At 59.6% G+C, this 23,680-nt stretch carries 23 protein-coding genes and 1 tRNA gene; 12 read left to right on the top strand and 12 right to left on the bottom strand.

Going from position 1 to position 23,680, the window contains the following annotated elements; all coding sequences use genetic code 11:
• Positions 1-13 precede the first annotated feature (13 nt).
• The 3 genes from FHT93_RS22855 to FHT93_RS22845 all read right to left on the bottom strand — a co-directional run bounded on the left by FHT93_RS22855 (position 14) and on the right by FHT93_RS22845 (position 3,643).
• Positions 14-2,452: a phosphoketolase family protein gene (locus FHT93_RS22855; RefSeq protein WP_112545713.1), complete on the bottom strand. Its 2,439-nt coding sequence runs from the start codon at positions 2,450-2,452 to the stop codon at positions 14-16.
• 104 nt (positions 2,453-2,556) lie between these two features.
• Entirely contained in the window at positions 2,557-3,228 is a 672-nt protein-coding gene (locus FHT93_RS22850) for a CBS domain-containing protein (RefSeq protein ID WP_113013327.1), read from the bottom strand.
• Positions 3,229-3,568: 340 nt separating this feature from the next.
• Positions 3,569-3,643, bottom strand: a tRNA-Gly gene (locus FHT93_RS22845).
• A 258-nt stretch (positions 3,644-3,901) separates the two neighbouring features.
• Here FHT93_RS22845 and FHT93_RS22840 point away from each other — a divergent pair.
• The 4 genes from FHT93_RS22840 to FHT93_RS22825 all read left to right on the top strand — a co-directional run bounded on the left by FHT93_RS22840 (position 3,902) and on the right by FHT93_RS22825 (position 6,410).
• Positions 3,902-4,411 (top strand): prolyl-tRNA synthetase associated domain-containing protein, encoded by a 510-nt coding sequence (locus FHT93_RS22840; protein WP_113013498.1) that lies wholly within the window; start codon positions 3,902-3,904, stop codon positions 4,409-4,411.
• 56 nt (positions 4,412-4,467) lie between these two features.
• On the top strand, positions 4,468-5,439 hold the full coding sequence (gene trxA, locus FHT93_RS22835; RefSeq protein ID WP_112545686.1) for a thioredoxin: 972 nt from the start codon (positions 4,468-4,470) through the stop codon (positions 5,437-5,439).
• A gap of 102 nt (positions 5,440-5,541) precedes the next feature.
• Positions 5,542-6,213, top strand: coding sequence for an LON peptidase substrate-binding domain-containing protein (locus FHT93_RS22830; protein WP_112545685.1), 672 nt, complete (start codon positions 5,542-5,544; stop codon positions 6,211-6,213).
• Between the two features lie 8 nt (positions 6,214-6,221).
• Positions 6,222-6,410 carry a Trm112 family protein gene (locus FHT93_RS22825; protein ID WP_112545684.1) on the top strand — a complete coding sequence of 63 codons (189 nt, stop codon included), beginning with the start codon at positions 6,222-6,224 and terminating at the stop codon, positions 6,408-6,410.
• 9 nt (positions 6,411-6,419) lie between these two features.
• Here the strand turns inward: FHT93_RS22825 and FHT93_RS22820 are convergent, their stop codons facing one another.
• Positions 6,420-7,634 carry a ubiquinone biosynthesis hydroxylase gene (locus FHT93_RS22820; protein WP_113013326.1) on the bottom strand — a complete coding sequence of 405 codons (1,215 nt, stop codon included), beginning with the start codon at positions 7,632-7,634 and terminating at the stop codon, positions 6,420-6,422.
• A gap of 84 nt (positions 7,635-7,718) precedes the next feature.
• Here FHT93_RS22820 and tesB point away from each other — a divergent pair, with 84 nt between their 5' ends.
• The 6 genes from tesB to FHT93_RS22790 all read left to right on the top strand — a co-directional run bounded on the left by tesB (position 7,719) and on the right by FHT93_RS22790 (position 15,261).
• Positions 7,719-8,603: an acyl-CoA thioesterase II gene (gene tesB / locus FHT93_RS22815; protein WP_183849583.1), complete on the top strand. Its 885-nt coding sequence runs from the start codon at positions 7,719-7,721 to the stop codon at positions 8,601-8,603.
• 213 nt (positions 8,604-8,816) lie between these two features.
• Positions 8,817-9,167 carry a P-II family nitrogen regulator gene (locus FHT93_RS22810; protein WP_007814595.1) on the top strand — a complete coding sequence of 117 codons (351 nt, stop codon included), beginning with the start codon at positions 8,817-8,819 and terminating at the stop codon, positions 9,165-9,167.
• A gap of 28 nt (positions 9,168-9,195) precedes the next feature.
• The gene (locus FHT93_RS22805) at positions 9,196-10,629 is read left to right on the top strand and encodes an ammonium transporter (protein ID WP_112545681.1); all 1,434 of its coding nucleotides are present in this window, start codon (positions 9,196-9,198) and stop codon (positions 10,627-10,629) included.
• 238 nt (positions 10,630-10,867) lie between these two features.
• The gene (locus FHT93_RS22800; protein ID WP_183849581.1) at positions 10,868-13,540 is read left to right on the top strand and encodes a DNA translocase FtsK; all 2,673 of its coding nucleotides are present in this window, start codon (positions 10,868-10,870) and stop codon (positions 13,538-13,540) included.
• 134 nt (positions 13,541-13,674) lie between these two features.
• Positions 13,675-14,358 (top strand): outer membrane lipoprotein carrier protein LolA, encoded by a 684-nt coding sequence (locus FHT93_RS22795; RefSeq protein WP_183849579.1) that lies wholly within the window; start codon positions 13,675-13,677, stop codon positions 14,356-14,358.
• 99 nt (positions 14,359-14,457) lie between these two features.
• Positions 14,458-15,261 carry an exodeoxyribonuclease III gene (locus FHT93_RS22790; protein WP_112545678.1) on the top strand — a complete coding sequence of 268 codons (804 nt, stop codon included), beginning with the start codon at positions 14,458-14,460 and terminating at the stop codon, positions 15,259-15,261.
• Positions 15,262-15,267: 6 nt separating this feature from the next.
• On the opposite strand, the gene FHT93_RS22785 is transcribed toward FHT93_RS22790, so the two are convergent.
• Both FHT93_RS22785 and FHT93_RS22780 read right to left on the bottom strand, forming a co-directional pair.
• On the bottom strand, positions 15,268-15,723 hold the full coding sequence (locus FHT93_RS22785) for a cyclic nucleotide-binding domain-containing protein (protein WP_112545677.1): 456 nt from the start codon (positions 15,721-15,723) through the stop codon (positions 15,268-15,270).
• A gap of 1 nt (position 15,724) precedes the next feature.
• Positions 15,725-16,408: a response regulator transcription factor gene (locus FHT93_RS22780; RefSeq protein WP_112545676.1), complete on the bottom strand. Its 684-nt coding sequence runs from the start codon at positions 16,406-16,408 to the stop codon at positions 15,725-15,727.
• A 141-nt stretch (positions 16,409-16,549) separates the two neighbouring features.
• On the opposite strand from FHT93_RS22780, the gene FHT93_RS22775 reads away from it, so the two are divergent.
• Positions 16,550-17,098 carry a L,D-transpeptidase gene (locus FHT93_RS22775; RefSeq protein ID WP_183849577.1) on the top strand — a complete coding sequence of 183 codons (549 nt, stop codon included), beginning with the start codon at positions 16,550-16,552 and terminating at the stop codon, positions 17,096-17,098.
• A gap of 146 nt (positions 17,099-17,244) precedes the next feature.
• On the top strand, positions 17,245-18,075 hold the full coding sequence (locus tag FHT93_RS22770) for an aldo/keto reductase (RefSeq protein WP_183849575.1): 831 nt from the start codon (positions 17,245-17,247) through the stop codon (positions 18,073-18,075).
• A gap of 83 nt (positions 18,076-18,158) precedes the next feature.
• Here the strand turns inward: FHT93_RS22770 and leuC are convergent, their stop codons facing one another.
• From leuC to rimM, 6 genes are all read right to left on the bottom strand, one after another.
• Positions 18,159-19,568, bottom strand: coding sequence for a 3-isopropylmalate dehydratase large subunit (gene leuC, locus FHT93_RS22765; protein ID WP_112545673.1), 1,410 nt, complete (start codon positions 19,566-19,568; stop codon positions 18,159-18,161).
• 243 nt (positions 19,569-19,811) lie between these two features.
• On the bottom strand, positions 19,812-20,630 hold the full coding sequence (locus FHT93_RS22760) for an amino acid ABC transporter permease (RefSeq protein WP_113013320.1): 819 nt from the start codon (positions 20,628-20,630) through the stop codon (positions 19,812-19,814).
• Between the two features lie 17 nt (positions 20,631-20,647).
• The gene (locus tag FHT93_RS22755; RefSeq protein WP_112970787.1) at positions 20,648-21,445 is read right to left on the bottom strand and encodes a basic amino acid ABC transporter substrate-binding protein; all 798 of its coding nucleotides are present in this window, start codon (positions 21,443-21,445) and stop codon (positions 20,648-20,650) included.
• A gap of 147 nt (positions 21,446-21,592) precedes the next feature.
• Positions 21,593-22,129, bottom strand: coding sequence for a 50S ribosomal protein L19 (rplS, locus tag FHT93_RS22750; protein ID WP_112545670.1), 537 nt, complete (start codon positions 22,127-22,129; stop codon positions 21,593-21,595).
• A gap of 199 nt (positions 22,130-22,328) precedes the next feature.
• Entirely contained in the window at positions 22,329-23,030 is a 702-nt protein-coding gene (gene trmD, locus FHT93_RS22745) for a tRNA (guanosine(37)-N1)-methyltransferase TrmD (RefSeq protein WP_183849573.1), read from the bottom strand.
• A 5-nt stretch (positions 23,031-23,035) separates the two neighbouring features.
• Positions 23,036-23,605: a ribosome maturation factor RimM gene (gene rimM / locus FHT93_RS22740; protein ID WP_112545711.1), complete on the bottom strand. Its 570-nt coding sequence runs from the start codon at positions 23,603-23,605 to the stop codon at positions 23,036-23,038.
• Positions 23,606-23,680 lie beyond the last annotated feature (75 nt).

Below are 23,680 nucleotides of genomic sequence, written 5' to 3'. Positions count from 1 at the left end.
CGCAACGTGTCGTCTAGGCATTGTCTCCCTCAGTGGAGGTCGCTGCCTTCACTTTTCCCGTGCTCTTGACGCCCCATGTCCAGCCGCTGATCTGTGGCATGTCATCGCCATGCGCCTCGATATATTGCCGGTGCTCGATCAGCCTGCCGCGGATTGCCTGCTTGAAATAGGCCGCACGGGCTCCGAGCTGTGGCAACCGATCGATGACATCCTCAACGAGATGAAAGCGATCGAGCTGGTTCAGAACGACCATGTCGAATGGGGTCGTGGTCGTTCCCTCTTCCTTGTATCCTCGGACATGCAGATTTTTGTGGTTGGTTCGCCGGTAGGTCAGCCGGTGGATCAACCAGGGATATCCGTGGAATGCGAAGATGATCGGTTTGTCCTTCGTGAAGAGCGCATCGAAGTCGGGATCCGAAAGCCCGTGGGGATGTTCGCTCGAGGGCTGCAGCTTCATCAGATTGACGACATTGATGACGCGCACCTTCAAATCAGGAAGGTGCTCACGGATCAGTTGCACAGCGGCGAGCGTCTCCAGGGTCGGCACATCGCCGCAGCAGGCCATGACCACATCCGGTTCCGAGCCGCGATCATTGCTTGCCCATTCCCAGATGCCGAGACCTTCGGCGCAATGTTTGATCGCCTCATCCATCGTCAGCCATTGCGGTGCCGGCTGCTTGCCTGCGACAACGACGTTCACATAGTTGCGGCTGCGCAGGCAATGATCGGTAACGGACAGGAGCGTATTGGCGTCCGGCGGTAGATAGACCCGGATGACCTCCGCCTTTTTGTTGATCACGTGGTCGATGAAGCCCGGATCCTGGTGAGAGAAGCCGTTATGATCCTGCCTCCACACATGCGAACTCAGGAAATAATTGAGCGATGCGACCGGCCGTCTCCAGGGAATGTGGTTGCACACTTTCAGCCATTTGGCGTGCTGGTTGAACATCGAGTCGATGATGTGAATGAAGGCTTCGTAGCAGGAGAAGAAGCCATGCCGCCCCGTCAACAGATAGCCTTCGAGCCAGCCCTGGCATTGATGCTCGCTTAGCACCTCCATGATGCGTCCGTCGGGCGACAGGTGATCGTCCTCTGGATAAATCTCGGCCATGTAGCAGCGATCCGTCACTTCCAGCACGTCCTGCCAGCGATTGGAATTGTTCTCGTCAGGGCTGAACAGCCGGAAGTTCTTGCTGTTAAGATTGAGCTTCATCACATCGCGCAGGAACTTGCCCATGACACGAGCGGATTCTGCGGTCACCGATCCGGGTTTGGGCACCGAGACGGCATAATCGCGGAAATCCGGCATCTTGAGGTCGCGAAGCAACAGGCCGCCGTTGGCGTGCGGATTATCGCTCATCCGTCTATGTCCTGCCGGCGCCAGCGAGGCCAATTCGGCTCGCAGCCTGCCTTCGTCATCGAAAAGCTCTTCGGGTCTGTAGCTCTTCATCCAGTGCTGAAGCACCTTGATATGCTCCGGCTTGTCCATGTCGCCCATCGGGACCTGGTGCGAGCGCCAGTAGTCTTCGCATTTCTTGCCGTCGATTTCGGAAGGGCAGGTCCAGCCCTTCGGTGTGCGGAAAACGATCATCGGCCACGCCGGACGGCGGACAATCTTCTTATCCCGCGCTTCTGCCCAGATCTTCTTGATCGTCGCGACGGCAGTATCCATGGCTTCGGCAAGCTGCTGCTGTACCTGATCGGGCTCATGGCCCTCCACGAAGAGGGGTGCATACCCCATGCCCTCGAAGAATTTCATCAATTCTTCCTTGGGAATACGCGCAAGGAAGCAGGGATTGGCGATCTTGTAGCCATTGAGGTGCAGGATCGGCAGAACACATCCGTCGCGGGCCGGATTGAGGAATTTGTTGCCATGCCATCCGGTGGCAAGAGGGCCGGTTTCGGCCTCGCCGTCACCGACGACACAGGCGACGATCAGGTCAGGATTGTCGAAGGCTGCACCATAGGCATGGCTGAGCGCATAACCGAGTTCGCCACCTTCATGGATGCTCCCCGGTGTTTCCGGAGCGACGTGGCTCGGGATGCCGCCTGGAAAGCTGAACTGTTTGAACAGCCTTTTCATGCCCTCTTCGTCCTGGGCAATATTCGGGTAGAATTCGCTGTAGGTTCCCTCCAGATAGGCATGCGCAACGAGTGACGGTCCGCCGTGGCCAGGGCCGATCACATAGATCATGTTGAGATTGTCGCGCTTGATCACCCGATTGAGATGCACATAAAGCATGTTCAGGCCGGGAGACGTTCCCCAATGGCCGAGCAACCGCGGCTTGATATGCGCGCGCGCCAGAGGCTTTTTGAGCAGGGGATTGTCGAGCAGATAGATCTGTCCGACCGACAGATAGTTCGATGCCCGCCAGTAGGCATCCATCAGGCGGAGTTCCTCGGACGAAAGCGGTGCTTTTCCATGCGCTGCCGCCGAGGCGGTTTTTTTCATCACTGCCGTTTCAGGTGAAGCCATCTGAGTCTCCGATCAAAATGACATTGCTGAATTCGCCGGCCCGTTTCGGGCCGGTGCAGTCTCCGGTCGTTACGGCTGCACTATTGAGGAGGAGATTCCGGGAAATGCTCCACCACGCCGCGGACACCGTTGACGCCCTCCGCGAGGATCCGCGCAGCCCTGCGGCGAGCTGCCGTCTCGAGGTTGCCCCAAAAATGCACGATACCGTCAGCGACCGTGACGGACAGATCCAATCCCTCCAGGCCGGTGTTTTCGCCGAGCCGAACGAGAATGCTGCGTCGAATCGCTTCGTCACCAGTTGCCGTATCGTCCGGCTTTGCCGAATAAATCACCTGCAGGAGATCGGCGCGGCTGACGATGCCGATCAGCTTGCCGGCCCGAAGAACCGGAATGCGCTTGATGTTGCGGTTCTGCATGAGCTCGGCAACACGGGAAAGGGGGGCATCTTCGTCGATCGTGACAGCGTCGGGCGTCATGACATCCCCCACTCTCCATGCGCATCGCTTAACGAAAGCGTTTGCCCTGTCGTCGGGACCAAGTTCCATGTTCGCATTCGGGGCGAACGCGCCGCTTGAGAGTTCCGTTCGACGGATCAGATCACCCTCGCTGATGACGCCTGCCAAGTGCCCTTCATTGTCGACCACGGGAAGACCGCTCACCCGCTGGTCGGACATCAGCTTGGCCGCATGCCGAACGCTATTGTCAGGTGACAATGTGACGACCGCTGTCGTCATGACATCTTTGACAAGCATGTCGATCTAGCTCCGGCTACATTAAACTCATCTCGGCGATCTGGCAAAAATGTCTGCAACGCCTCTCGAGGCCGAACGATGTGAACCTCATTCGCCAGCGCCAGGAAAACCTAGCCAGATACTGGCGTGGTTTGCATTGAGTAAGATCAATCGGGCGCCGCAACTTGTACCGGGAGCGATAGCCGATAACGCGATGAGGAGTGATTTGGGCGGACGTTGTCAGGGAGATCGGCGTCGCCAATATCTCGCGAAGGCAGAAGCGGACCGCCGGTGATGAAAACACCGGATGCATCACAATATCATGTGACGCAACAACACTTACTGACGTAAAAGGAGAAACTGGAGCGGGCGAAGGGATTCGAACCCTCGACCCCAACCTTGGCAAGGTTGTGCTCTACCCCTGAGCTACACCCGCTCAAATCCGCACCGGTCCGGGGTAGTAAGTAGCGGACCGTGGGCGCCACCTTGCGGCGACGGGCGCTATATCGCCCAAACGATTTTCAAATGCAACAGGGAAATGACGGAAAAACGAAGAAAAGTTCTGGCGGTGGAAAACAGGCTTCGAAAACGCCGCGAATGCAGGGCAAAGCGTCGGTCCTGATGATTGCCAAGCGCATGAGGCGGACGTAAGCAGACAGTCCAATCTGCTTTTCTCCTGTCTGACGGAATGACGATGACCGAAAACAAGCCCAGGACTCGCCAGGATCTTCTCGCTTTTCTCGATGGCCTCGGCATCGTCCACACGACCAAGGACCATGCACCAGTATTTACGGTGGCCGAATCGGTGGCGCTGCGGGACGAGATTCCGGGCGGCCATACCAAGAACCTGTTCGTGAAGGACAAAAAGGATCGTTATTTCCTGCTGACGGTGGAGGAAAATGCCGTTGTCGACCTCAAGCAGGTCCATACGCTTATCGGCGCTTCCGGCCGGGTCTCCTTCGGCAGGGCCGAGAAGCTGATGGAATATCTTGGCGTCGTTCCGGGTGCTGTCACCGCGCTCGGCGCGATCAACGATACCGGCAACGATGTCACTTTCGTGCTCGATGCGGATCTGATGCATGACGAGATCATCAACTGCCATCCGCTTTCCAATGACGCGACGACTTCGATTGCCAGCGCCGATCTGATACGATTCATGGAAGCGACAGGGCATAAGCCGCTTGTCTTGAAAGTGACGTCCTGACATACGATTTTAGCGCTATCAAAGACGCCGGCAGATCGGCGCGGCGGGAGATACCTATGAGCGGCAGCGACAATCCTTACAACGGTTCCTTCGGCAACCAGATGTCGGCAACGGCAAGTTATGGCGCAGTATCCCAGCCTGAGGCGGGCGGCAGCCATATCAAGGACACGACGACGGCGAATTTCGGGAAGGACGTCCTAGAGGAATCGCGCAATCAGCCGGTTCTGGTCGATTTCTGGGCGCCATGGTGCGGCCCGTGCAAGCAGCTGACGCCGGTTCTGGAAAAGGTCGTCAATGAAGGTCAGGGCCGCGTCAAGCTGGTCAAGATGAACATCGACGATCATCCCTCGATCGCCGGCCAGCTCGGCATCCAGTCCATTCCGGCCGTCATCGCCTTCGTCAACGGCCGTCCGGCCGACGGCTTCATGGGTGCGGTGCCCGAAAGCCAGGTTCGCCAGTTTATTGATCGGCTCGCAGGTCCTGCGGATGCCGACCAGACCGCAGAGATTGAGGCTTATCTGACGCAGGCTGGCGAATTGCTCGCTGCCGGAAACATCAATGAAGCGGGCCAGCTTTATGGTGCCGTCATGCAGGCCGATCCGGAAAATGCCAAGGCTCTCGCCGGCATGGCCGAATGCCTGATCGCAGCCGATCAGCACGGTGAGGCCCGCCAGATGCTGAGCGAGCTGCCGGAAGAGCTTGGCAAGGATGCGGGAATCCAGGCGGTCCTGAAGAAGCTCGACCAGATCGAAGAGGCCCGCAAGCTCGGCGATCCCGTCGCCCTGGAGCGCGAGCTGGCATCGAACCCCGACCATCACGAGGCTCGGCTGAAGCTTGCCAAGATCCTCAATGTAGAGGGCAGGCGTGAGGAGGCGGCTGAACACCTCCTCACCATCATGCGCAAGGATCGTGCCTTCGATGATGATGGTGCGCGTCGCCAGCTTTTGCAGTTCTTCGAGGTCTGGGGCTTCAAGGACCCGGCGACCGTTTCTGCCCGTCGGAAGCTGTCCTCGATCCTGTTTTCCTGAGTTTGCCGCATCCACCCTTGCGTTTTTGCGCAAGGGCACCACATTTCTCGTGAGGACGGGCGCCGAAGATGCGCCCGCCGAAAGAGTGCGGGACTAGTCTTCATGCAAGTCGGCAATGCGAGATACCTGAAGCCCGGCGATCTACCGGATGAAATTGCAGTTTTTCCCTTGACCGGCGCGCTTCTCCTGCCCGCCGGCCAGTTGCCGCTCAATATCTTCGAGCCGCGTTATCTTTCGATGTTCGATTCCGCCCTGACTGGAAACCGTCTGATCGGCATGGTGCAGCCGGCACACGGCGAGCACGAAGACAAGACGCATGCTCCGGAACTTGCGGCTGTGGGTTGCCTCGGCCGGATTACCTCTTATGCCGAAACCGGTGACGGGCGTTATATCGTCTCGCTGACGGGCGTCTGCCGCTTCCGGCTGCTGGAGGAGCGATCGCATGGCCAGCCGTTCCGCAGCTTCCGTATCGCGCCGTTCATATCGGATCTTTCTGCCGAGAATGAAGAAGAAGCCGTCGACCGCGGCGCGCTGCTGACGGCCTTCAAGGCCTATCTCGATGCCAACAAACTCGAGGCGGACTGGGAGAGCGTGGAGCGGGCTAGCAACCTTACCCTCGTCAATTCGCTCGCCATGATGTCGCCATTCGGCCCGGCCGAAAAGCAGGCGCTGCTCGAAGCGCCGGACCTCAAGACGAGAGCGGAAACCCTGATCGCCATCACCGAAATCGTGCTTGCCCGCGTCTTCGGCGATTCCGATACCGTGCTGCAGTAGAGGGCGGGATGGACGAAAAACTCAGTCGGGTCGATCCCAAGCTTCTCGAACTTCTCGTCTGCCCGCTCACCAAGGGGCGGCTTTCCTACGACCGCGAGCATAATGAGCTGGTCTCGGAAAAGGCGCGTCTTGCCTATCCGATCAGGGACGGCATTCCGATCATGCTGGTCTCGGAAGCCAGAAGCCTCGAAGACTAAGCTTCAGCTCTAGATCGCCTCACCTGCGAGCAGCTTCGGATTGTCCTTGGCAGTCGTTCCTGCCGCTTGGCCGATGAAGAAGGACTTCAGGCCGGGCAGGCGATCGACAATGCCGAGCCCGAAATCGCGGGCGATGCGGATCGGCGTCGCGTCATTGGAAAACAGCCGGTTCAATACGTCCGTGGTGACGCCCATGCGGAACGTGTCGAAACGGCGCCAGCTCTGGTAACGCTCCAGGATGTTGATGGCGCCGATATCGAGCCCAAGGCGATCAGCTTCCACGATGGTTTCAGCAAGGGCGGCCACATCCTTGAAACCGAGATTGAGACCCTGGCCGGAGATCGGGTGAATGCCGTGTGCGGCATCGCCGGCAAGCGCAAAGCGCGGGGCGACGAAGGAGCGCGCGAGTGTGAGACCAAGCGGGAAGGCGCGCTTGCCGCCGACCACCTTGAGGGGGCCGAGTTTGTGACCGAAGCGGCGTTCCAGTTCCTCCTCGAAAACCAGATCGTCGGCGGCAACAAGGCGGTTTGCGTCATTTGTCCGCTCGGTCCAGACCAGCGACGAGCGGTTGTTGCGCAGCGGCAGGATGGCAAAGGGGCCGGATGGGAGGAAATGTTCTTCGGCACAGCCGTGGTGCGGGCGCTCGTGCTCGACGGTGGTGACGATGCCGGATTGGCCGTATTCCCAGGTCACTGTCTTGATACCGGCAAAATCGCGCAGCCTGGAACGTACACCGTCGCAGGCAACCAGCAGGCGCGATTGCAACGCGCTGCCATCGGACAGGCTGACTTCGATATCGATATCGCTCGTCTTCAGGCCGGTGGCGCTCAGGCCATGGCGGATCTCGATGCCGAGCCGCTCGCAGGCGCTGCGCAGCGCGCCGACCATAACGACATTCGGGATCATGTGGGCAAAGGGCCGGCCTTCGGCAACTTCGCCGTCGAAGGTCAGGAAGATCGGGCGAACAGGATCGGACATCTTGGAATCTGTCACGATCATCTTGGTGATCGGCTGAGCCTCTGGCTGGATCTCGTCCCAGATGCCGAAGACTTCGAGCATCTTTGTCGCGGCCGCGATAATGGCGGAAGCGCGCATGTCTTTCTTCCAGGCATGTTCGGGAGCGGCCTCGACGACCGCGACAGCGAGATGCGGCGCCGCCTGCTTGACCGCCACTGCCACGGACAGGCCGACATAACCTCCGCCTACAACCAGCATGTCCAGCATAGCCCGCTCCTCTTACATTCTACGATCAGATGCGATCTATATAGAGCATCAGGTTACCACTTCCTACCGCCAGGAGCCGAACAAATGACGGAGCAAACGGGCAAGTCCACCGCCATGGAAACATTGATTTCGACGCTCGATATCGAGCCGATCGAGGTCGATATCTTCCGCGGCCGTAGCCCGCAGGTGGGGTGGCAGCGGGTGTTTGGCGGGCAGGTGATCGCACAGGCGCTGATGGCGGCGCAGCGCACTGTGGACGGCGACCGGTTCATTCACTCGCTGCATGCCTATTTCATGCGTCCCGGCGACCCCTCCGTGCCGATCATCTACCAGGTCGAGCGCATCCGGGATGGGGCGAGCTTCAACACACGCCGGGCTGTCGCGATCCAGCACGGCAAGGCGATCTTCGCGCTCTCTGCCTCATTCCAGGTGGAGGAGCCGGGATTCCACCACCAGATCCCGATGCCGCCTGTACCGATGCCGGAAACGCTGCTCGGCGAACAGCAGATCAAGGAGCAGTATCTTGCTCACGCTCCGGCGGCGGTGCGCAAATATTGGGAGCGCGAAAGGCCGATCGAAATCCGTCCGGTCTCGCTCAAGCACTATTTTACGCGTGAGAAGCTCGAACCGCGGCAGGACGTGTGGGTTCGCGCCACCGGGCCGGTGCCGGACAGCGGGCTCTATCAGGCTGCGGTGCTTGCCTATCTCTCGGACATGACGCTGCTTGATGCATCGCTGCATGCCCACGGAACGTCCATCTTCGACCAGAACCTGCAGGTTGCAAGCCTCGACCATGCCATGTGGTTCCACCGTCCCGACAAGCTCGATGACTGGCTGCTCTACACGCAGGACAGTCCGTCGGCTTCGGGCGCACGGGGATTGACCCGCGGCAGCCTGTTTACCCGATCCGGTGTCCTGATCGCGTCGGTGGCGCAGGAGGGCCTGATTCGGAAAAAGGCAAATGAATAAATAATGTGCATATTTATAAATTTGCGCATTATTTGTGCGCTTATTAGCCAATCATTTGCCTGTTTATTGGCGTCTTCAATTATAGTCTTTATATTTCAATAACTTATGTAGTTGTCACGAATCTGGCACGCCCTTTGAATGTCTATCGCCGGTCGCTGGTCAGGAAACCGTCAGCGGCAAGGAGAGTCGGCTCCGCGCCGAGGATAACGAAGGATGGGAAACCAGATGAAAATTGTGATGGCCATTATCAAGCCGTTCAAGCTCGATGAGGTCCGCGAAGCCCTCACGGCGATCGGCATCCAAGGCCTGACTGTGACCGAAGTGAAGGGCTACGGTCGTCAGAAGGGGCACACTGAAATCTATCGCGGCACTGAATATGCGGTCAGCTTCCTGCCGAAGCTCAAGATCGAAATCGCGGTCGCATCGGAGATCGTCGACAAGGCGGTCGAGGCCATCGCAGCATCTGCCAAGACCGGCCAGATCGGTGACGGCAAAATCTTCGTCTACTCGATCGACCATGCCGTGCGCATCCGTACGGGCGAGACCGATTCAGAAGCGCTGTAAAGAACGGCAGATCAAGGAGCCATTTCCAATGTCAATTTCGAAGTTTTCCTCCAACATCGCACGGATAGGCGCCCTTTCGGCCGCCCTCCTGGCGCCGGTCGTCGCTTTCGCGCAGGAAGCCGCCCCGGCCGCCGCCGATGCTGCAGCCGCTGCTGCTCCGGCCATGACGATGGATAAGGGCGACAATACGTGGATGCTCATCTCCACGGTGCTCGTTCTGCTGATGACCATCCCGGGCCTTGCGCTGTTCTACGGCGGTCTCGTCCGCGCCAAGAACATGCTGTCGGTGCTCATGCAGGTCTTCATGATCACGGCTGTCGTCATGATCATCTGGGTCACATACGGCTATTCGCTCGCCTTCACCGATGGCGGCTCGCTGAACAGCTTCGTCGGCGGCTTCTCCAAGGCTTTCCTGGCCGGCGTCACACCGTCTTCGCTGGCTGAAACCTTCACGAAGGGTGTAGCCATTCCGGAACTCACCTTCATCTGCTTCCAGATGACCTTCGCCTGCATCACGCCGGCCCTGATCGTCGGCGCGTTCGCCGAGCGTATCAAGTTCTCGGCTGTCATGCTCTTCGTCATCCTGTGGGTCACCTTCGTCTACTTCCCGATGGCGCATATGGTCTGGTTCTGGGGCGGTCCGAGCGCTTACACTGCTCCGGCTGGCTTCATTTACTCGCTTGGCGCGATCGACTTCGCGGGTGGCACGGTCGTTCACATCAATGCCGGTATCGCTGGCCTCGTCGGCGCTATCATGCTCGGCAAGCGCACGGGCTATAAGAAGGAAATCATGGCTCCGCACTCCATGACCCTGACCATGGTTGGTGCCTCGCTCCTGTGGGTCGGCTGGTTCGGTTTCAACGCCGGCTCCAACCTAGAAGCCAACGGCTATGCATCGCTCGCCATGATCAACACCTTCGTCGCAACGGCTGCTGCCGCTGTTTCCTGGTGCATCGTGGAAAGCTTCTCTCGCGGCAAGGCTTCCATGCTCGGTGCTGCTTCTGGTGCCGTCGCTGGTCTCGTCGCCGTCACCCCGGCAGCCGGTTTTGCCGGCCCGATGGGTTCGATCGTTCTTGGCCTCATCGTCTCGCCGGTCTGCTACTTCTTCGTCGATGTCGTGAAGAACAAGTTCAACTATGACGACTCGCTCGATGTCTTCGGCGTCCATTGCGTTGGCGGTATCTTTGGCGCCATCGGCACCGGCATCCTCGTCAACCCGGCTCTCGGCGGCGCTGGTATCGTTGACTATGGGACACCGGACTTTGCGGCAACCTATCTCGGCACCGGAGCTCAGGTATTCAAGCAGCTTCAGGGCGTTGTGGTTACGCTCCTGTGGTCGGGCATTGGCTCTGCGATCCTCTACAAGGTCGTCGATGTCATTATCGGGCTGCGCGTTTCGGTCGAAGCCGAGCGCGAAGGTCTTGACCTCGCAACGCACGGCGAAGCTGCCTATCACGCCTAATCAAAGGGTTTGCGGCGCCCGGCACAAGGGCGCCGCCGAACAGCCCGTCGCGGCCTATCTAACCATAAGCCGCTCTTGGCCCGGACCTCTCAAGGTTCGGGCCCTTTTCTTTTTAGCGATCCGGCATATGCATGGTTAACATCGCTTTAACCCTACTTTGATTAGGTAGAGCGGACGCATTTGGCGCAGCGAAGCATTGGCGATTCGCGTGCCCCCAGGCATTGGACGGGTTTGACATATGGCAAGAAGCACGTCGCCGGCGATGGACGGCCGTCCTGACCGGTTCTCCTTCTCGGCATTCATGCTGCGACAGATCCAGGCTCTCGCCGGCTTTGCGGTCTTCCTCGTCCTGGCGCTCGCGGTTGCGGCGCTTGCGACATGGAACGTCACCGATCCCAGCTATTCCTACGCCACCGGCAACCTGCCGACCAACATTCTCGGTTATAGCGGCGCTGCCTTTGCGGATGTCGCCATGCAATTCCTTGGGCTCGCCAGTGTCGTTTCGATGCTGCCGATCGTCGCCTGGGCGCTGGCGCTGATTTCCGGCCGTCGCATCAGCCGCATTCCGGCGCGCGCCGGCGCCTGGCTTCTAGGCACAGTGCTTTCCTCAGCCGTCATCGGTTGTTTTCCACCGCCGCTCACCTGGCCGATCCCGAATGGCATCGGCGGTGTCATCGGCGACATGATCCTGCGTTTTCCGGCACTCTTCGTCGGCGCCTATCCGACCGGTGTCTTCGCAACCGCCATCGGCTGCATCTTCTCTGTCCCGACTGCGTGGATGATGCTCTTTGCGGCCGGTATCGTCGGCCGCAGCGAGCTCGATGAAGAGGACGAAGAAGAGGATTATGTCGATACGCGCAGCAAGGTGCGCGTCGTCGGCGACGAGGATGAGGACGACGATGGGTCCCGCTGGATGGCCTTTAGCGGTGCCATGACGCATGCCTGGTACATGAACCAGGCGCGTTTCCGGCGGCTCTTCGGCATGGGACCGCGCAAGCGGCGCCAGAGCGATTTCGAATCGCCCTATGATTTCAACGATGACGAATTCGGCACGTTGAACGAACCGGTGCGCGCCAAGCCCGCAGCGCGTGGCGAGCGCACGGATCCTTCCATGGAGCCGCGTGCCGTATCCGCCCGCCGCGTCGTTTCTGCGCCTTCCATCTCTCTGAACGACGATGAGGACGAGGATGACGATCCGCCGTTCGATAGCGACTTGCCTCCGCGTCCGGCCGATATTCTGCCAGATGACGATGATGACGACTGGATGATCCGCGCGCCGGCCAAATCGGCCGGCAAACCCGAGCCGCGCGTCATTCCCGCTTCATCTCGTCCGAAGCCCGGCGCCCGCGTCGAACGCGAGGCGCAAGGCTCGTTCATCCGGCCGGAGGGCTTCCAGCTTCCCTCCATGCATCTGCTTGCCGAGCCGAAGAACGTGGTGCGCGATTCCACACTCTCGGCTGATGCGTTGGAGCAGAATGCCCGCATGCTGGAGGGCGTGCTCGAGGATTTCGGCGTCAAGGGCGAGATCATCCACGTTCGCCCCGGCCCCGTCGTCACGCTCTACGAACTGGAACCGGCACCCGGCATCAAGTCATCCCGGGTCATCGGTCTTGCCGACGACATCGCCCGCTCGATGAGCGCGATTGCTGCCCGCGTTGCCGTCGTGCCGGGCCGCAATGCGATCGGCATCGAGCTGCCAAACCAGTCACGCGAGACCGTCTATCTGCGCGAGCTCATTGCCTCGCGTGATTTCGAAAGCTCCAAGGCGAAGCTCGCCATGGCGCTCGGCAAAACGATCGGCGGCGAGGCCGTGATCGCCGATCTCGCGAAAATGCCGCATCTGCTCGTTGCCGGTACCACCGGCTCGGGTAAATCGGTCGCTATCAACACGATGATCCTGTCGCTGCTCTACCGCATGACGCCGGAGCAGTGCCGCCTCATCATGATCGACCCGAAGATGCTGGAACTCTCCGTCTATGACGGCATTCCGCATCTGCTTTCGCCTGTCGTCACCGATCCCAAGAAGGCCGTCGTTGCGCTGAAATGGACCGTCCGCGAGATGGAAGAGCGCTACAAGAAGATGTCGAAGATCGGCGTTCGCAATATCGACGGCTTCAATACGCGTGTCGAGCAGGCACTTGCCAAGGGGGACACGATCTCGCGCACGGTGCAGACCGGCTTCGACCGGCAGACCGGCGAGGCAGTCTACGAGACCGAGGAATTCGATCTGCAGCCGATGCCCTATATCGTCGTCATCATCGACGAAATGGCCGACCTGATGATGGTCGCTGGCAAGGATATCGAAGGCGCCGTGCAGCGTCTTGCCCAGATGGCGCGTGCGGCCGGTATTCACGTCATCATGGCAACGCAGCGCCCGTCAGTCGACGTCATCACCGGTACGATCAAGGCGAACTTCCCGACCCGCATCTCCTTCCAGGTCACGTCGAAGATCGACAGCCGCACGATCCTCGGCGAGCAGGGTGCTGAGCAGCTGCTCGGCATGGGCGACATGCTCTACATGGCCGGTGGCGGCCGCATCCAGCGCGTCCATGGTCCATTCGTATCCGACGTCGAGGTCGAAGAGATTGTCTCCTATCTGAAGACGCAGGGCTCGCCGCAATATCTCGATGCCATCACTGCTGATGACGACGAAGATGGTGATTATGGTGGCGGTTCGGCCGGCACAGCAAATCTCGCCGATTCGGAGGATCCCTACGATCAGGCCGTTGCCATTGTCCTGCGCGACGGAAAGGCCTCCACTTCCTATGTTCAGCGCAGGCTCGGCATCGGTTATAATCGTGCTGCTTCGCTGATTGAACGCATGGAGCAGGAGGGCATTATCGGCCCTGCCAACCATGCCGGAAAACGCGAGATTCTCGTGCCCACGGACGGGGATATTCTCGACCGCTGATACAGGAAAATTTTGCAGCGCGCCCGTCCGACGGAAACCCTGGGCCGTGTAATCCGTTACCTTTCACCGGGCGATCGCGGTGCCTTGAAGACGCCGCCTTTCGGCGGCATGCAGATCGCATACAGGAGGTTCATATGACCAACTCCACATCCATTTTTTCCGGCCTGCCGGTAAGCCGCCGCGACGTCCTTGGCGTCTTTGCCGCTGCGGCCGTTGCAAGCGCCGTCCCGTTTCCCGCTCTCGCTCAGGTCGCACAGGCGGCCGCACCCGCTGGCAACAACGCGACGGCACAGGCGATCGCCGATCATTTCTCCGCCGTTGCCACGATGCAGGGCGAGTTCGTCCAGTTTGGCCCTCGGGGTGAACAGACCGGTGGCAAATTTTTCATCGAGCGTCCGGGCAAGCTGCGCTTCAACTATGACGATCCGTCGCCGATGCGTGTCATTGCCGACGGAAGAAATGTCGCGATCGGCAACATCAAGCTGAAGACCTGGGATCTCTATCCGCTTTCCAAGACGCCGCTCAGCCTGCTGCTTGCGCCGCGTATCGACCTTTCTGCCGGCATGGTGAAGGGCGTGAAGCAAGAGTCCGATCTGACGACGATCTCGCTCGGCAACAATACGGTGTTTGGCAACTCGACCATCACCATGATGTTCGACCCGAAGACCTATGACCTGCGCCAGTGGACGATCACCGATAATCAGGGCAAGGATACGTCGGTCATGATCTTCAACGTAAAAACCGGCATGGCCTTCGACGAGCGCGTCTTCCGTGTGCCCTACGAGGATATCAAGGGCACCTCGGCGAACCGCGACTGATCCTTTTCGGTTGATCGCCGGCCGCTTTTGCCTGTGGCCGGTTTTCTCGCTTACACCTTTGCTCTAAAGCCTTTTCAGAGAGATCTGAAAGGGCATGGCATGAGCTTTTCCATTACCACTTGGAACATCAATTCGGTGCGGCTGCGCATGCCGATCGTCGAGCAGTTGGTGCTGAAGCACCGGCCCGACATTCTCTGCCTGCAGGAAACCAAGGTTACGAACGATCTCTTCCCGTTGGCACCGCTACGCGCCATGGGCTACGAGCACATCATCATCCACGGCCAGAAGGGTTATCATGGCGTCGCCATCGCTTCCCGCGTGCCGCTGACCGAGGATCACCGGCAGGATTACTGCAATGTCGGCGATGCGCGCCACATCTCGGCGGTCTTCCAGCGCGGCAACCGGCGCATCCGCCTGCATAATTTCTATGTTCCTGCTGGCGGCGACGAGCCGGACCGCACGATCAATCCAAAATTCGGCCACAAGCTCGATTTCATCGAGGAGATGAAGAACCTCAAGGCGAGCGCCGAGCCGAACACGTCTGCCATCCTTGTCGGCGATCTCAATATCGCGCCGCTGGAGCATGATGTCTGGTCGCATAAGCAGCTTCTGAAGATCGTCAGCCATACGCCTGTCGAAACCGACGGACTGCTCGAGGTGATGAAGCGCGGCGGCTGGCATGATCTCATGCGCCAGCACGTGCCTGCCAATGAGAAGCTTTATACCTGGTGGAGTTACCGCGCGAAGGATTGGGAAGCTGCCGACAAGGGCCGGCGTCTCGACCACATCTGGTCCTCGCCCGACCTTGGCCCGCTTCTGCAGCGTATCGAGGTGCTGAAGGAAGCACGCGGCTGGGACCGGCCGTCCGACCATGTGCCGGTGACCGTGCATCTCAATCTCTGAGACGCTTCAACTGAATCGGTGAAATTGGCTTGCGGCCTGCGCCGCAAGATCGGCAATGCTATCGCGGATGCGGTTTTCGATAATGCGTGCCGCCGAAGGATATTCTTCGATCAGGCGATGAAACAGGGCCCGCGTGATGCGGATGATGCCGGTATCCTCGCGCGCGATCGCAGTGAATTTGCGCTCTACCTGTGTCACCAATGCAAGTTCCGATATCAGCGATCCGGATTCGGCAATGGCTTCGGTCCGCCCCATGCCATCCGAGCCCGTCACGCTGAGTTCGAGACTGCCGCTGGTGATCACATAAGCACTTTCGGCGGGCGAGCCCTGACGGAACAGCATCTGCCCCGCCGCAATCACGCGACGGTCCGCGCCGAAGGCAATAAGGCGCAGCTGGTCGTCGTTCATGTCCTTGAACAGCGGCAGCTGCGCCAGCAGGAGAATATCGTCGGAAAGAGACATTCTACGGGATAATCTTGTAGCCGCCGTTTTCCGTCACGAGGATCTCGGCGTTGGATGGATCCCGCTCGATCTTCTGGCGCAGACGGTAAACGTGGGTTTCCAGCGTGTGTGTGGTGACGCCGGAATTGTAGCCCCAGACCTCTTCCAGCAGCACGTCGCGGGTGACCACCTTCTGTTCGGCGCGGTAGAGGTAGCGAATGATCGCCGCTTCCTTTTCCGTCAGGCGGATCTTCTGGCCGTTATCGGTGGTCAGCAGCTTCTGGCTCGGCTTGAAGAGATAGGGACCAACGGTGAAAGTCGCATCTTCGCTCTGCTCGTGCTGGCGAAGCTGTACGCGGATGCGGGCAAGCAGCACGGCGAAGCGGAAGGGTTTGGTGATATAATCGTTGGCGCCGGCCTCAAGGCCGAGGATCGTGTCGGAATCCGTGTCATGGCCGGTCAGCATGATGATCGGCGCTTTGAAGCCGCCCTTGCGCAACAGCTTCACCGCCTCGCGGCCGTCCATATCGGGCAGGCCGACGTCCATGATCAGAAGATCGACAGGATTGGAGCGGGCGGCCTGGACGCCCTTGCCCGCGGTCGCTTCCTGCAGGACCGTGAATTCCTCATACAACGACAATTGCTCCGTCAGCGTCTGGCGAAGGTCGTCGTCGTCATCCACCAGAAGAATGGTGCGTGCGGTCATGCGGGTGCGTCCTTGCGTTGGTCAGATACTCCTACGCCAAATTCCAGATTTGGCAAGGATTGGCGATCTGCTGCTGTTGCTGCCTAAGGCTTCATATGGTTTCAATCGAAGCCCAAGGCAATTCAAGAACATGCGAGAAAAATGGAAAAAGCAAGGCGAGAGCGAAACGGCAAGCCTCCTACGCTCGTTGTGCGTGCCGCTCCGGGCAAAAAGAGCAGGGCTATCATCCGTTGCGGCCCGCTTGCCCTGCCTGCCGCTATCGGCCGCAGCGGCCGGACCGTGATCAAGCGGGAAGGTGACGGGGCAACGCCGATTGCTGCCATGCGACTTCTTTACGGTTTCAGGCGCGGCGAACGAAACGGGCATCTTCCCTCGGAATTGCCGATCCGGCGCATCCGCACCGATATGCTGTGGTGTGATCAATCGGACGATCCAAACTACAACAGGCTGGTGAAGGCGCCGTTCAAGCCGAGCCATGAAGATATGAGGCGTGAGGACGGGCTCTACGACATCTGTCTGGTGCTCGACTGGAACATAACCACCCGGGCGCGCAATCGCGGCTCGGCGATCTTTTTCCATCTCATCCGGCCCGGATATGAGCCGACTGCGGGCTGCGTTGCGATCAGCGCCCGCGACATGCGCCGTCTTCTGCCCCATCTCAGAAAGGGAACGATCGTCCGCGTTCTCTGATTGTATTGCCGACAACCTGTCCTATATGGATTTTTGACCGGACGCGAGGGCTTCGATGTGTCCAGGGAAAACCGCTTCGCGGCTTCAATTCGTGCCCCATTCAATTCATGTCTTTGGCCAATTCTTCAAACTTCCGGAGATCTACTGTGACCACTCAGCCCATCATTACTTTTCACGACGGACACTCCATTCCACAGGTCGGTCTTGGCGTCTGGCAGACGCCGCAGGATATCGCTGCTCCGACCGTGCGCACCGCACTTGCCGCAGGTTACCGTCACATCGATACGGCGTCCGGCTACGACAATGAAGAGGGCGTCGGCGAAGGCATCCGCTCCTCCGGAACCGATCGCAAGGATATCTTCGTCACCACGAAACTGCGTAATACCGACCAGGGCTACGACAATGCGCTGCGTGCCTTCGAGGTCAGCCTGAAGAAGCTCGGAACCGATTATATCGATCTCTATCTCATCCACTGGCCGTCGCCGCACCGTGGGCTTTATCGCGAAACCTGGAAAGCTTTCGTGCGGCTGCGGGAAGAGGGCCGCGTACGATCCATCGGAGTTTCCAACTTCTATCCCGACCATCTCGATCACATCGTCGGCGATACAGGTGTGGTTCCTGTTATCAACCAGATCGAGCTGCATCCGGACTTCCAGCAGAAGGCCGCCCAGGAAGCCCACAAGAAGCTGAATATCGTCACGGAATCCTGGAGCCCGCTTGGCCAGGGCCGCTTCATTTCCAATCCGGTCATCGCCCAGATTGCTGCCAAGCACGGCAAGACACCGGCGCAGGTGATCATCCGCTGGCACATCGATACCGGCCTTGTCGTCATTCCGAAGTCGGTGACGCCCTCGCGCATCGAGGAGAATTTCAACGTCTTCGATTTCAAGCTTGATGGCGAAGACATGGCAGCGATTGCCAAGCTCGATAGCGCCGGCGCTCGCATGGGTCCGGATCCGTACACGGCGACGTTCTAAGCGCCGTCTTCTCAGCTTCGCGCAATTAAGAAAGCCCGGCGCTCGCGCGCCGGGCTTTTGTCATGTCCGATGGGCCAGAAAGATCAGTTCCACTCGCGGATGTCGACGAAGTGGCCAGCAATCGCGGCTGCGGCGGCCATGGCCGGCGAGACGAGATGCGTGCGGCCCTTGAAGCCCTGGCGGCCTTCAAAGTTACGGTTCGAGGTCGATGCGCAACGCTCGCCCGGCTTCAGGCGGTCGTCGTTCATGGCGAGGCACATGGAGCAGCCCGGTTCACGCCAGTCGAAACCGGCTGCCTTGAAGATCTTGTCGAGGCCTTCCTGCTCCGCCTGTTCCTTCACGAGGCCGGAGCCCGGAACGATCATGGCGTTGACGGTCGAGGCGACGGTCTTGCCTTCAACGACCTTGGCGACAGCGCGCAGGTCTTCGATGCGGCCGTTGGTGCAGGAGCCGATGAAGACACGGTCAATGCTGATATCAGTCATCGGCGTGCCCGGCTTCAGGCCCATATAGTCCAGCGCACGCCACTTGGAGGCGCGCTTGGTTTCGTCCTGGATATCGTCCGGGTTCGGAACGATGCCCTGTACCGAAATTACGTCCTCGGGCGATGAGCCCCAGGAGACGATCGGCGGCAGTTCGGCAGCGTTGAGCGTGACGACGCGGTCGTAATGCGCGCCTTCGTCGGTCTTCAGGGTCTTCCAGTAGGTGATCGCCTGCTCGAGCGCTTCGCCCTTGGGTGCACGGGGCTTGCCCTTGATATATTCGAAGGTGATCTCGTCGGGCGCGATCAGACCGGCGCGGGCGCCGCCTTCGATCGACATGTTGCAGATCGTCATACGGCCTTCCATCGACAGCGCGCGGATTGCTTCGCCGGCATATTCGATGACGTAGCCGGTGCCGCCGGCAGTGCCGATCTCGCCGATGATGGCAAGGACGATATCTTTGGCGGTAACACCCGGCGGCAGCTGGCCGTCGACCTGCACCAGCATGTTCTTGGCCTTCTTCTGGATCAGCGTCTGGGTGGCAAGAACGTGCTCGACTTCAGACGTGCCGATACCATGAGCCAGCGAGCCGAAGGCGCCGTGCGTGGAGGTGTGGCTGTCGCCGCAGACGATCGTCATGCCCGGCAGAGTGAAGCCCTGCTCCGGTCCGATGATGTGGACGATGCCCTGGCGCTTGTCGTTCTCGGAATAATATTCGACGTTGAATTCGGCGGCATTCTTGGCGAGCTGCTCGACCTGAATGCGGCTTTCCTCGTTCTTGATGCCAAGATGGCGGTCAGCAGAGGTCGGAACGTTGTGGTCGACGACGGCAAGCGTCTTTTCCGGCGCGCGAACCTTGCGGCCGGTCATGCGCAGACCTTCGAAAGCCTGCGGCGAGGTAACTTCGTGGACCAGGTGACGGTCGATGTAGAGAAGACAGGTGCCGTCAGGCTGTTCGTCTACCAGGTGGTCGGCCCAGATCTTGTCGTAAAGGGTACGCGGTGCGCTCATGGCTAATCGTCCGTTTTGGCTGGAGCGTGGAATAAAGGATGTGGCGGAGAGGCTCCGCAGGCCGTCATTCGATCAACGAAGTCGGCTGTTGAGCGCACCGGAAACGGACGCAAAGAAACGTGCCGGCAGGCGATAATGGTCCTGCAGCACGAAAATATGCGCACCGATGCATCTGAACTTGGATTCCATGGCGCTGGATATAGCGATTTTTGATCGAAACGGCAATTCGAATCGTCATGCGCTCTAGCGCCGCGGCATCTGCTTCATCTTCTTCTCGATCCGTCGCAGGAAGAGCGACAGACCGATCGTCAGGATCAGATAGATGTAGGTGACGATCGAATAGGTCTCGAAGAAGCGAAACGAGCCAGAGGCATAGACCTTGCCCATCTGCGTGATGTCGGCGACTCCGAGAACGGAGACCAACGATGAATCCTTTACCATCGAGACGAAGTCGTTCGAAAGCGGCGGAAAGATCACCCGGATCGCCTGCGGAAAGACGACGAGACGGAAGCGGCGGTAACGCGACAAGCCTAGCGACTTGGCCGCCTCGATCTGGCCGATATCGACCGACTGGAAGCCGGCGCGGAAGATTTCGGCGATGAACGAGGAATAACCGATCATCAGGGCAATGATGGCGCGCCACATCAGCGACAGATCACGCACGAGGATAGGCTCGGCAATACCTGCCTGCACCAGGGGTGTGATCAAGAAATTATAGGCTGCGACAACCCCCGGCGCGCCGACGAAGGCGATATAGAAGAGCAGCACGAGGATCGGAATGCCTCGGATGATCTCGATATAGAAGCGGGCGATCTGGCGCAGTACGATATTGTCGGAGAGACCCAGCAGCGCGATGCCCAGACCGAGCACGGTCGCCAGCACAAAGGCGACAAGCGTCACGAACACGGTAATACCGGCACCATTCACGACGGTCCGGAAGACCTGCGCGTAGATATCGTTGGTGACGATGACGACGGCGAGAACGATGCCGATCAGAACAAGGACGACCAGCCACCAGGGACGGTCGTCCTTTTCGTGTCGCGGGGATGGGGGTAATGCCATCTGCGATCGCTCGGGGACTATTGGCCCATCTTGTAGTCGAGGAACCACTTCTTGTTGAGCGCATCAAAGGTGCCGTCCGCCTTCAGGTCGGCGATGGCGGCATTGACGGGGGCGACAAGATCGGAGCCCTTGGGGAAGATAAAGCCGAAGTCTTCGGTGCCGAGCGGTTCGCCGACGACCTTCAAACCGCCATTCGAGGAATCGACATAACCCTTGGCAGCGACGCTGTCGGTGAGGACCAGGTCGACGTCACCGGTCTTCAGGGCCTGTACGGTCGCACCGAAGGTTTCGAAGAGTTTGATGCGCGGGTTCTGTTCGTTGCCGTCGAGGATTTCGTAGACGGCGGTATAGAAAGGCGAAGTGCCGGGCTGGGCGCCGATCAGGCCATCGCTGAGGGCGCCGAAGCTCTTGGCGTCGGTGAAGCGCTTTTCGTCGCCACGAACCAGCATGAACTGCTGCGAGCGCATGTAGGGGTCGGAGAAGTCGACCTTCTGCTTGCGGTCGTCCTTGATGGTGATGCCGGTCATGCCGATATTGTACTGGCCGTCGGACACGGCCTGGATCATCGCGTCCCAGCTGGTGTTCTGGTACTCGACCTTGAAATTCAGCCGCTTGGCGATCTCGTTCATCGCGTCATATTCCCAGCCGATCGCCTTGCCGGATTTGGGATCGACAAACTGCAGCGGCGGATAAGCATTTTCCGTCACCACAACAACTGTCTTGCCGCCGAGGTCCGGCAGGCTGGCGGCGAAGGCTGCGAGCGGCGAAAGCATGACGGCGGTCAGGCCGGCAAGAACGGTGCGGCGAAAGAACATAATGTGGCTCCCCAATATTTGAGTGGCAGAATTGTCATGGAAGATGTGCTCATGGCAAGGCTGCAGGCATCGCCGACCCTTGCAAAAAAGAAAAGGCGGCCCAAAGACCGCCTTCCCCATGCAATGATTTTCGCTTTCGCGAGAAGCTTACTCAGCCGAACCTTCAGCAGCGGCTGCTGCTTCTGCGGCGGCCTTTGCTTCAGCGGCTTCGGCTGCTGCCTTTTCGGCGGCGAGAGCCTGAGCTGCTGCAACCTTTTCAGCTTCGATCCGTGCCTTTTCCTCGGCAAGGGCCTGACGCTCGGCATCGTTGAGCTTGCGGGCGCGGGTGCCGGTGTTCTCGACGATACGAGCCGACTTACCGCGACGGTCGCGCAGGTAGTAGAGCTTGGCGCGACGGACCTTACCGCGGCGAACGACTTCGACGCTTTCGATCAGCGGGGAGTAAACCGGGAATACGCGCTCGACGCCTTCGCCGTAGGAGATCTTGCGGACCGTGAAGTTTTCCTGCAGGCCGCCGCCGGAGCGGGCGATGCAGACGCCTTCATAGGCCTGAACACGGGTACGGTTGCCTTCCGTGACCTTCACGTTGACGCGGACGGTATCGCCCGGGGAGAATTCGGGAAGCGTACGCTTGGCTTCGATCTTGGCGGCCTGTTCGGCCTCAAGCTGCTGAATGATGTTCATCGTCTTAACCTTTGGTTATTCTGAAACAGCCAGAGCGCTCACACTGTCCTTCGGTCTATGCCTCCGGAGTTTGCCCTTGCGGGCGGGAGCGGGTTCGCCATTCTTTGTTTGCTGGCAGACAGGGTTAAACCCCATTTCCGCGTGCGCCAATACACGAAAGACTTCCGCTTGTCATCCCTTGGACGACAAATTTATGAAATCAGCCGCCTTTTCCGGACTTCTGCGCTGCAAGAAGATCGGGGCGTCTTTCCTTCGTCAGGGAGACGGCCTGTTCGTGGCGCCATTTCTCGATCGCGCCGTGATTGCCCGACGTCAGGATCGCCGGAATCTCGCGGCCTTCCCATTCCTGCGGACGGGTATAGTGCGGATGTTCCAGCAGCCCGCCTTCGAAACTTTCATGCAGGCCGGAGAGGTCGTTACCCATGACGCCAGGCAGGATACGGACGATCGCGTCGAGCACGATCAGCGCCGCCGGCTCGCCGCCTGACAGTACGTAGTCGCCAATCGAGACTTCCTCGAGCCCGCGCGCGTCGATCACCCGCTGGTCGACGCCCTCGAAACGGCCGCAGATGATGATAACGCCATCGCCGGCCGCCAGTTGCCGCACACGCTCCTGCGTCAGCGGCTTGCCGCGCGGGCTCATCAGCAGTCTCGGGCGGGTGTCGTTTTCAGAGGTGCTGTCGATGGCGCGGGCCAGCACGTCGGGCTTCAGCACCATGCCGGCGCCGCCGCCAGCCGGCGTGTCGTCGACGGTGCGATGCTTGTCAGTGGCAAAATCGCGGATCTGCACGGCATCAAGCGACCATTGTCCGCGCTCTGCCGCCTTGCCTGCGAGCGAAAATCCCAGATGACCCGGAAACATTTCCGGGTAAAGTGTCAGAACGGTCGCCCGGAAAGCCATGGCGCCTACTTCTTTTTCTTCGGCTTGGCGGGGGTGAGGCCCTTCAGATCGTCGGGATCGTCGATGAGGCCGGCGGCAAGCGGATCAATGAGCAGCTTGCCGGCTTCAAGGTCGATTTCAAGCACGGAGGCTTCCGAAAAGGGGATCAGCACCGGACGCTTGCCGGGGCCCTTGAGTTCCAGAAGATCGCCGGCGCCGAAATCGAAGACTCCGGTCACGGTGCCGTAACTGATGCCCTGATCGTCGAAGGCTTCGAGCCCTTCCAGATCGGCATAGAAGAACTCGTCGTCCTCCAGTTCCTCGTCCGACAGGTTGTCGCGTTCGATGTAGAGTTCCAGGCCGTTCAACGCCTCGGCGGCGTTGCGGTCGTTGACGCCGCGGAAGCGGACGACGACCATATTCTTCATCTCGCGCAATTCGAGAACCTCGAAAATGCGCCCATCCATGCTGTGCAGGTGGCCATAATCGCCGAGCGCGGTCGGGTCGGCCGTGTAGGCTTTTACACGCACCTCGCCGCGAATGCCCTGGGCGCCACCGATGGTCGCCATCAGCACCGGGTTTTCAAGCTTGGTCATGGGGTCCTTCATTCGAGCGCAGGCAAGAAGCCGAGATCACGCTTCTCATAAACGAAGTGCGCGGGAATGGAAACG

Origin of the sequence: Rhizobium sp. BK379, from assembly GCF_014193955.1 — a bacterium.
GTDB lineage: Bacteria > Pseudomonadota > Alphaproteobacteria > Rhizobiales > Rhizobiaceae > Rhizobium.
The sequence above is the reverse complement of the archived record's forward strand: the minus strand, read 5'-3'. Positions and strand labels throughout refer to the sequence as shown.

Coding starts and splice junctions, on each gene's coding strand:
- FHT93_RS22775 (WP_183849577.1), top strand. CDS start 16,550: ATGGAAAAAGCAAGGCGAGAGCGAAACGGCAAGCCTCCTACGCTCGTT.
- FHT93_RS22830 (WP_112545685.1), top strand. CDS start 5,542: ATGCAAGTCGGCAATGCGAGATACCTGAAGCCCGGCGATCTACCGGAT.
- FHT93_RS22810 (WP_007814595.1), top strand. CDS start 8,817: ATGGGAAACCAGATGAAAATTGTGATGGCCATTATCAAGCCGTTCAAG.
- FHT93_RS22780 (WP_112545676.1), bottom strand. CDS start 16,408: ATGACCGCACGCACCATTCTTCTGGTGGATGACGACGACGACCTTCGC.
- trmD (WP_183849573.1), bottom strand. CDS start 23,030: ATGGCTTTCCGGGCGACCGTTCTGACACTTTACCCGGAAATGTTTCCG.
- FHT93_RS22825 (WP_112545684.1), top strand. CDS start 6,222: ATGGACGAAAAACTCAGTCGGGTCGATCCCAAGCTTCTCGAACTTCTC.
- FHT93_RS22790 (WP_112545678.1), top strand. CDS start 14,458: ATGAGCTTTTCCATTACCACTTGGAACATCAATTCGGTGCGGCTGCGC.
- tesB (WP_183849583.1), top strand. CDS start 7,719: ATGACGGAGCAAACGGGCAAGTCCACCGCCATGGAAACATTGATTTCG.
- FHT93_RS22760 (WP_113013320.1), bottom strand. CDS start 20,630: ATGGCATTACCCCCATCCCCGCGACACGAAAAGGACGACCGTCCCTGG.
- FHT93_RS22820 (WP_113013326.1), bottom strand. CDS start 7,634: ATGCTGGACATGCTGGTTGTAGGCGGAGGTTATGTCGGCCTGTCCGTG.
- FHT93_RS22850 (WP_113013327.1), bottom strand. CDS start 3,228: ATGCTTGTCAAAGATGTCATGACGACAGCGGTCGTCACATTGTCACCT.
- FHT93_RS22805 (WP_112545681.1), top strand. CDS start 9,196: ATGTCAATTTCGAAGTTTTCCTCCAACATCGCACGGATAGGCGCCCTT.
- FHT93_RS22800 (WP_183849581.1), top strand. CDS start 10,868: ATGGCAAGAAGCACGTCGCCGGCGATGGACGGCCGTCCTGACCGGTTC.
- rplS (WP_112545670.1), bottom strand. CDS start 22,129: ATGAACATCATTCAGCAGCTTGAGGCCGAACAGGCCGCCAAGATCGAA.
- FHT93_RS22755 (WP_112970787.1), bottom strand. CDS start 21,445: ATGTTCTTTCGCCGCACCGTTCTTGCCGGCCTGACCGCCGTCATGCTT.
- FHT93_RS22785 (WP_112545677.1), bottom strand. CDS start 15,723: ATGTCTCTTTCCGACGATATTCTCCTGCTGGCGCAGCTGCCGCTGTTC.
- trxA (WP_112545686.1), top strand. CDS start 4,468: ATGAGCGGCAGCGACAATCCTTACAACGGTTCCTTCGGCAACCAGATG.
- FHT93_RS22840 (WP_113013498.1), top strand. CDS start 3,902: ATGACCGAAAACAAGCCCAGGACTCGCCAGGATCTTCTCGCTTTTCTC.
- leuC (WP_112545673.1), bottom strand. CDS start 19,568: ATGAGCGCACCGCGTACCCTTTACGACAAGATCTGGGCCGACCACCTG.
- FHT93_RS22795 (WP_183849579.1), top strand. CDS start 13,675: ATGACCAACTCCACATCCATTTTTTCCGGCCTGCCGGTAAGCCGCCGC.
- FHT93_RS22855 (WP_112545713.1), bottom strand. CDS start 2,452: ATGAAAAAAACCGCCTCGGCGGCAGCGCATGGAAAAGCACCGCTTTCG.
- rimM (WP_112545711.1), bottom strand. CDS start 23,605: ATGACCAAGCTTGAAAACCCGGTGCTGATGGCGACCATCGGTGGCGCC.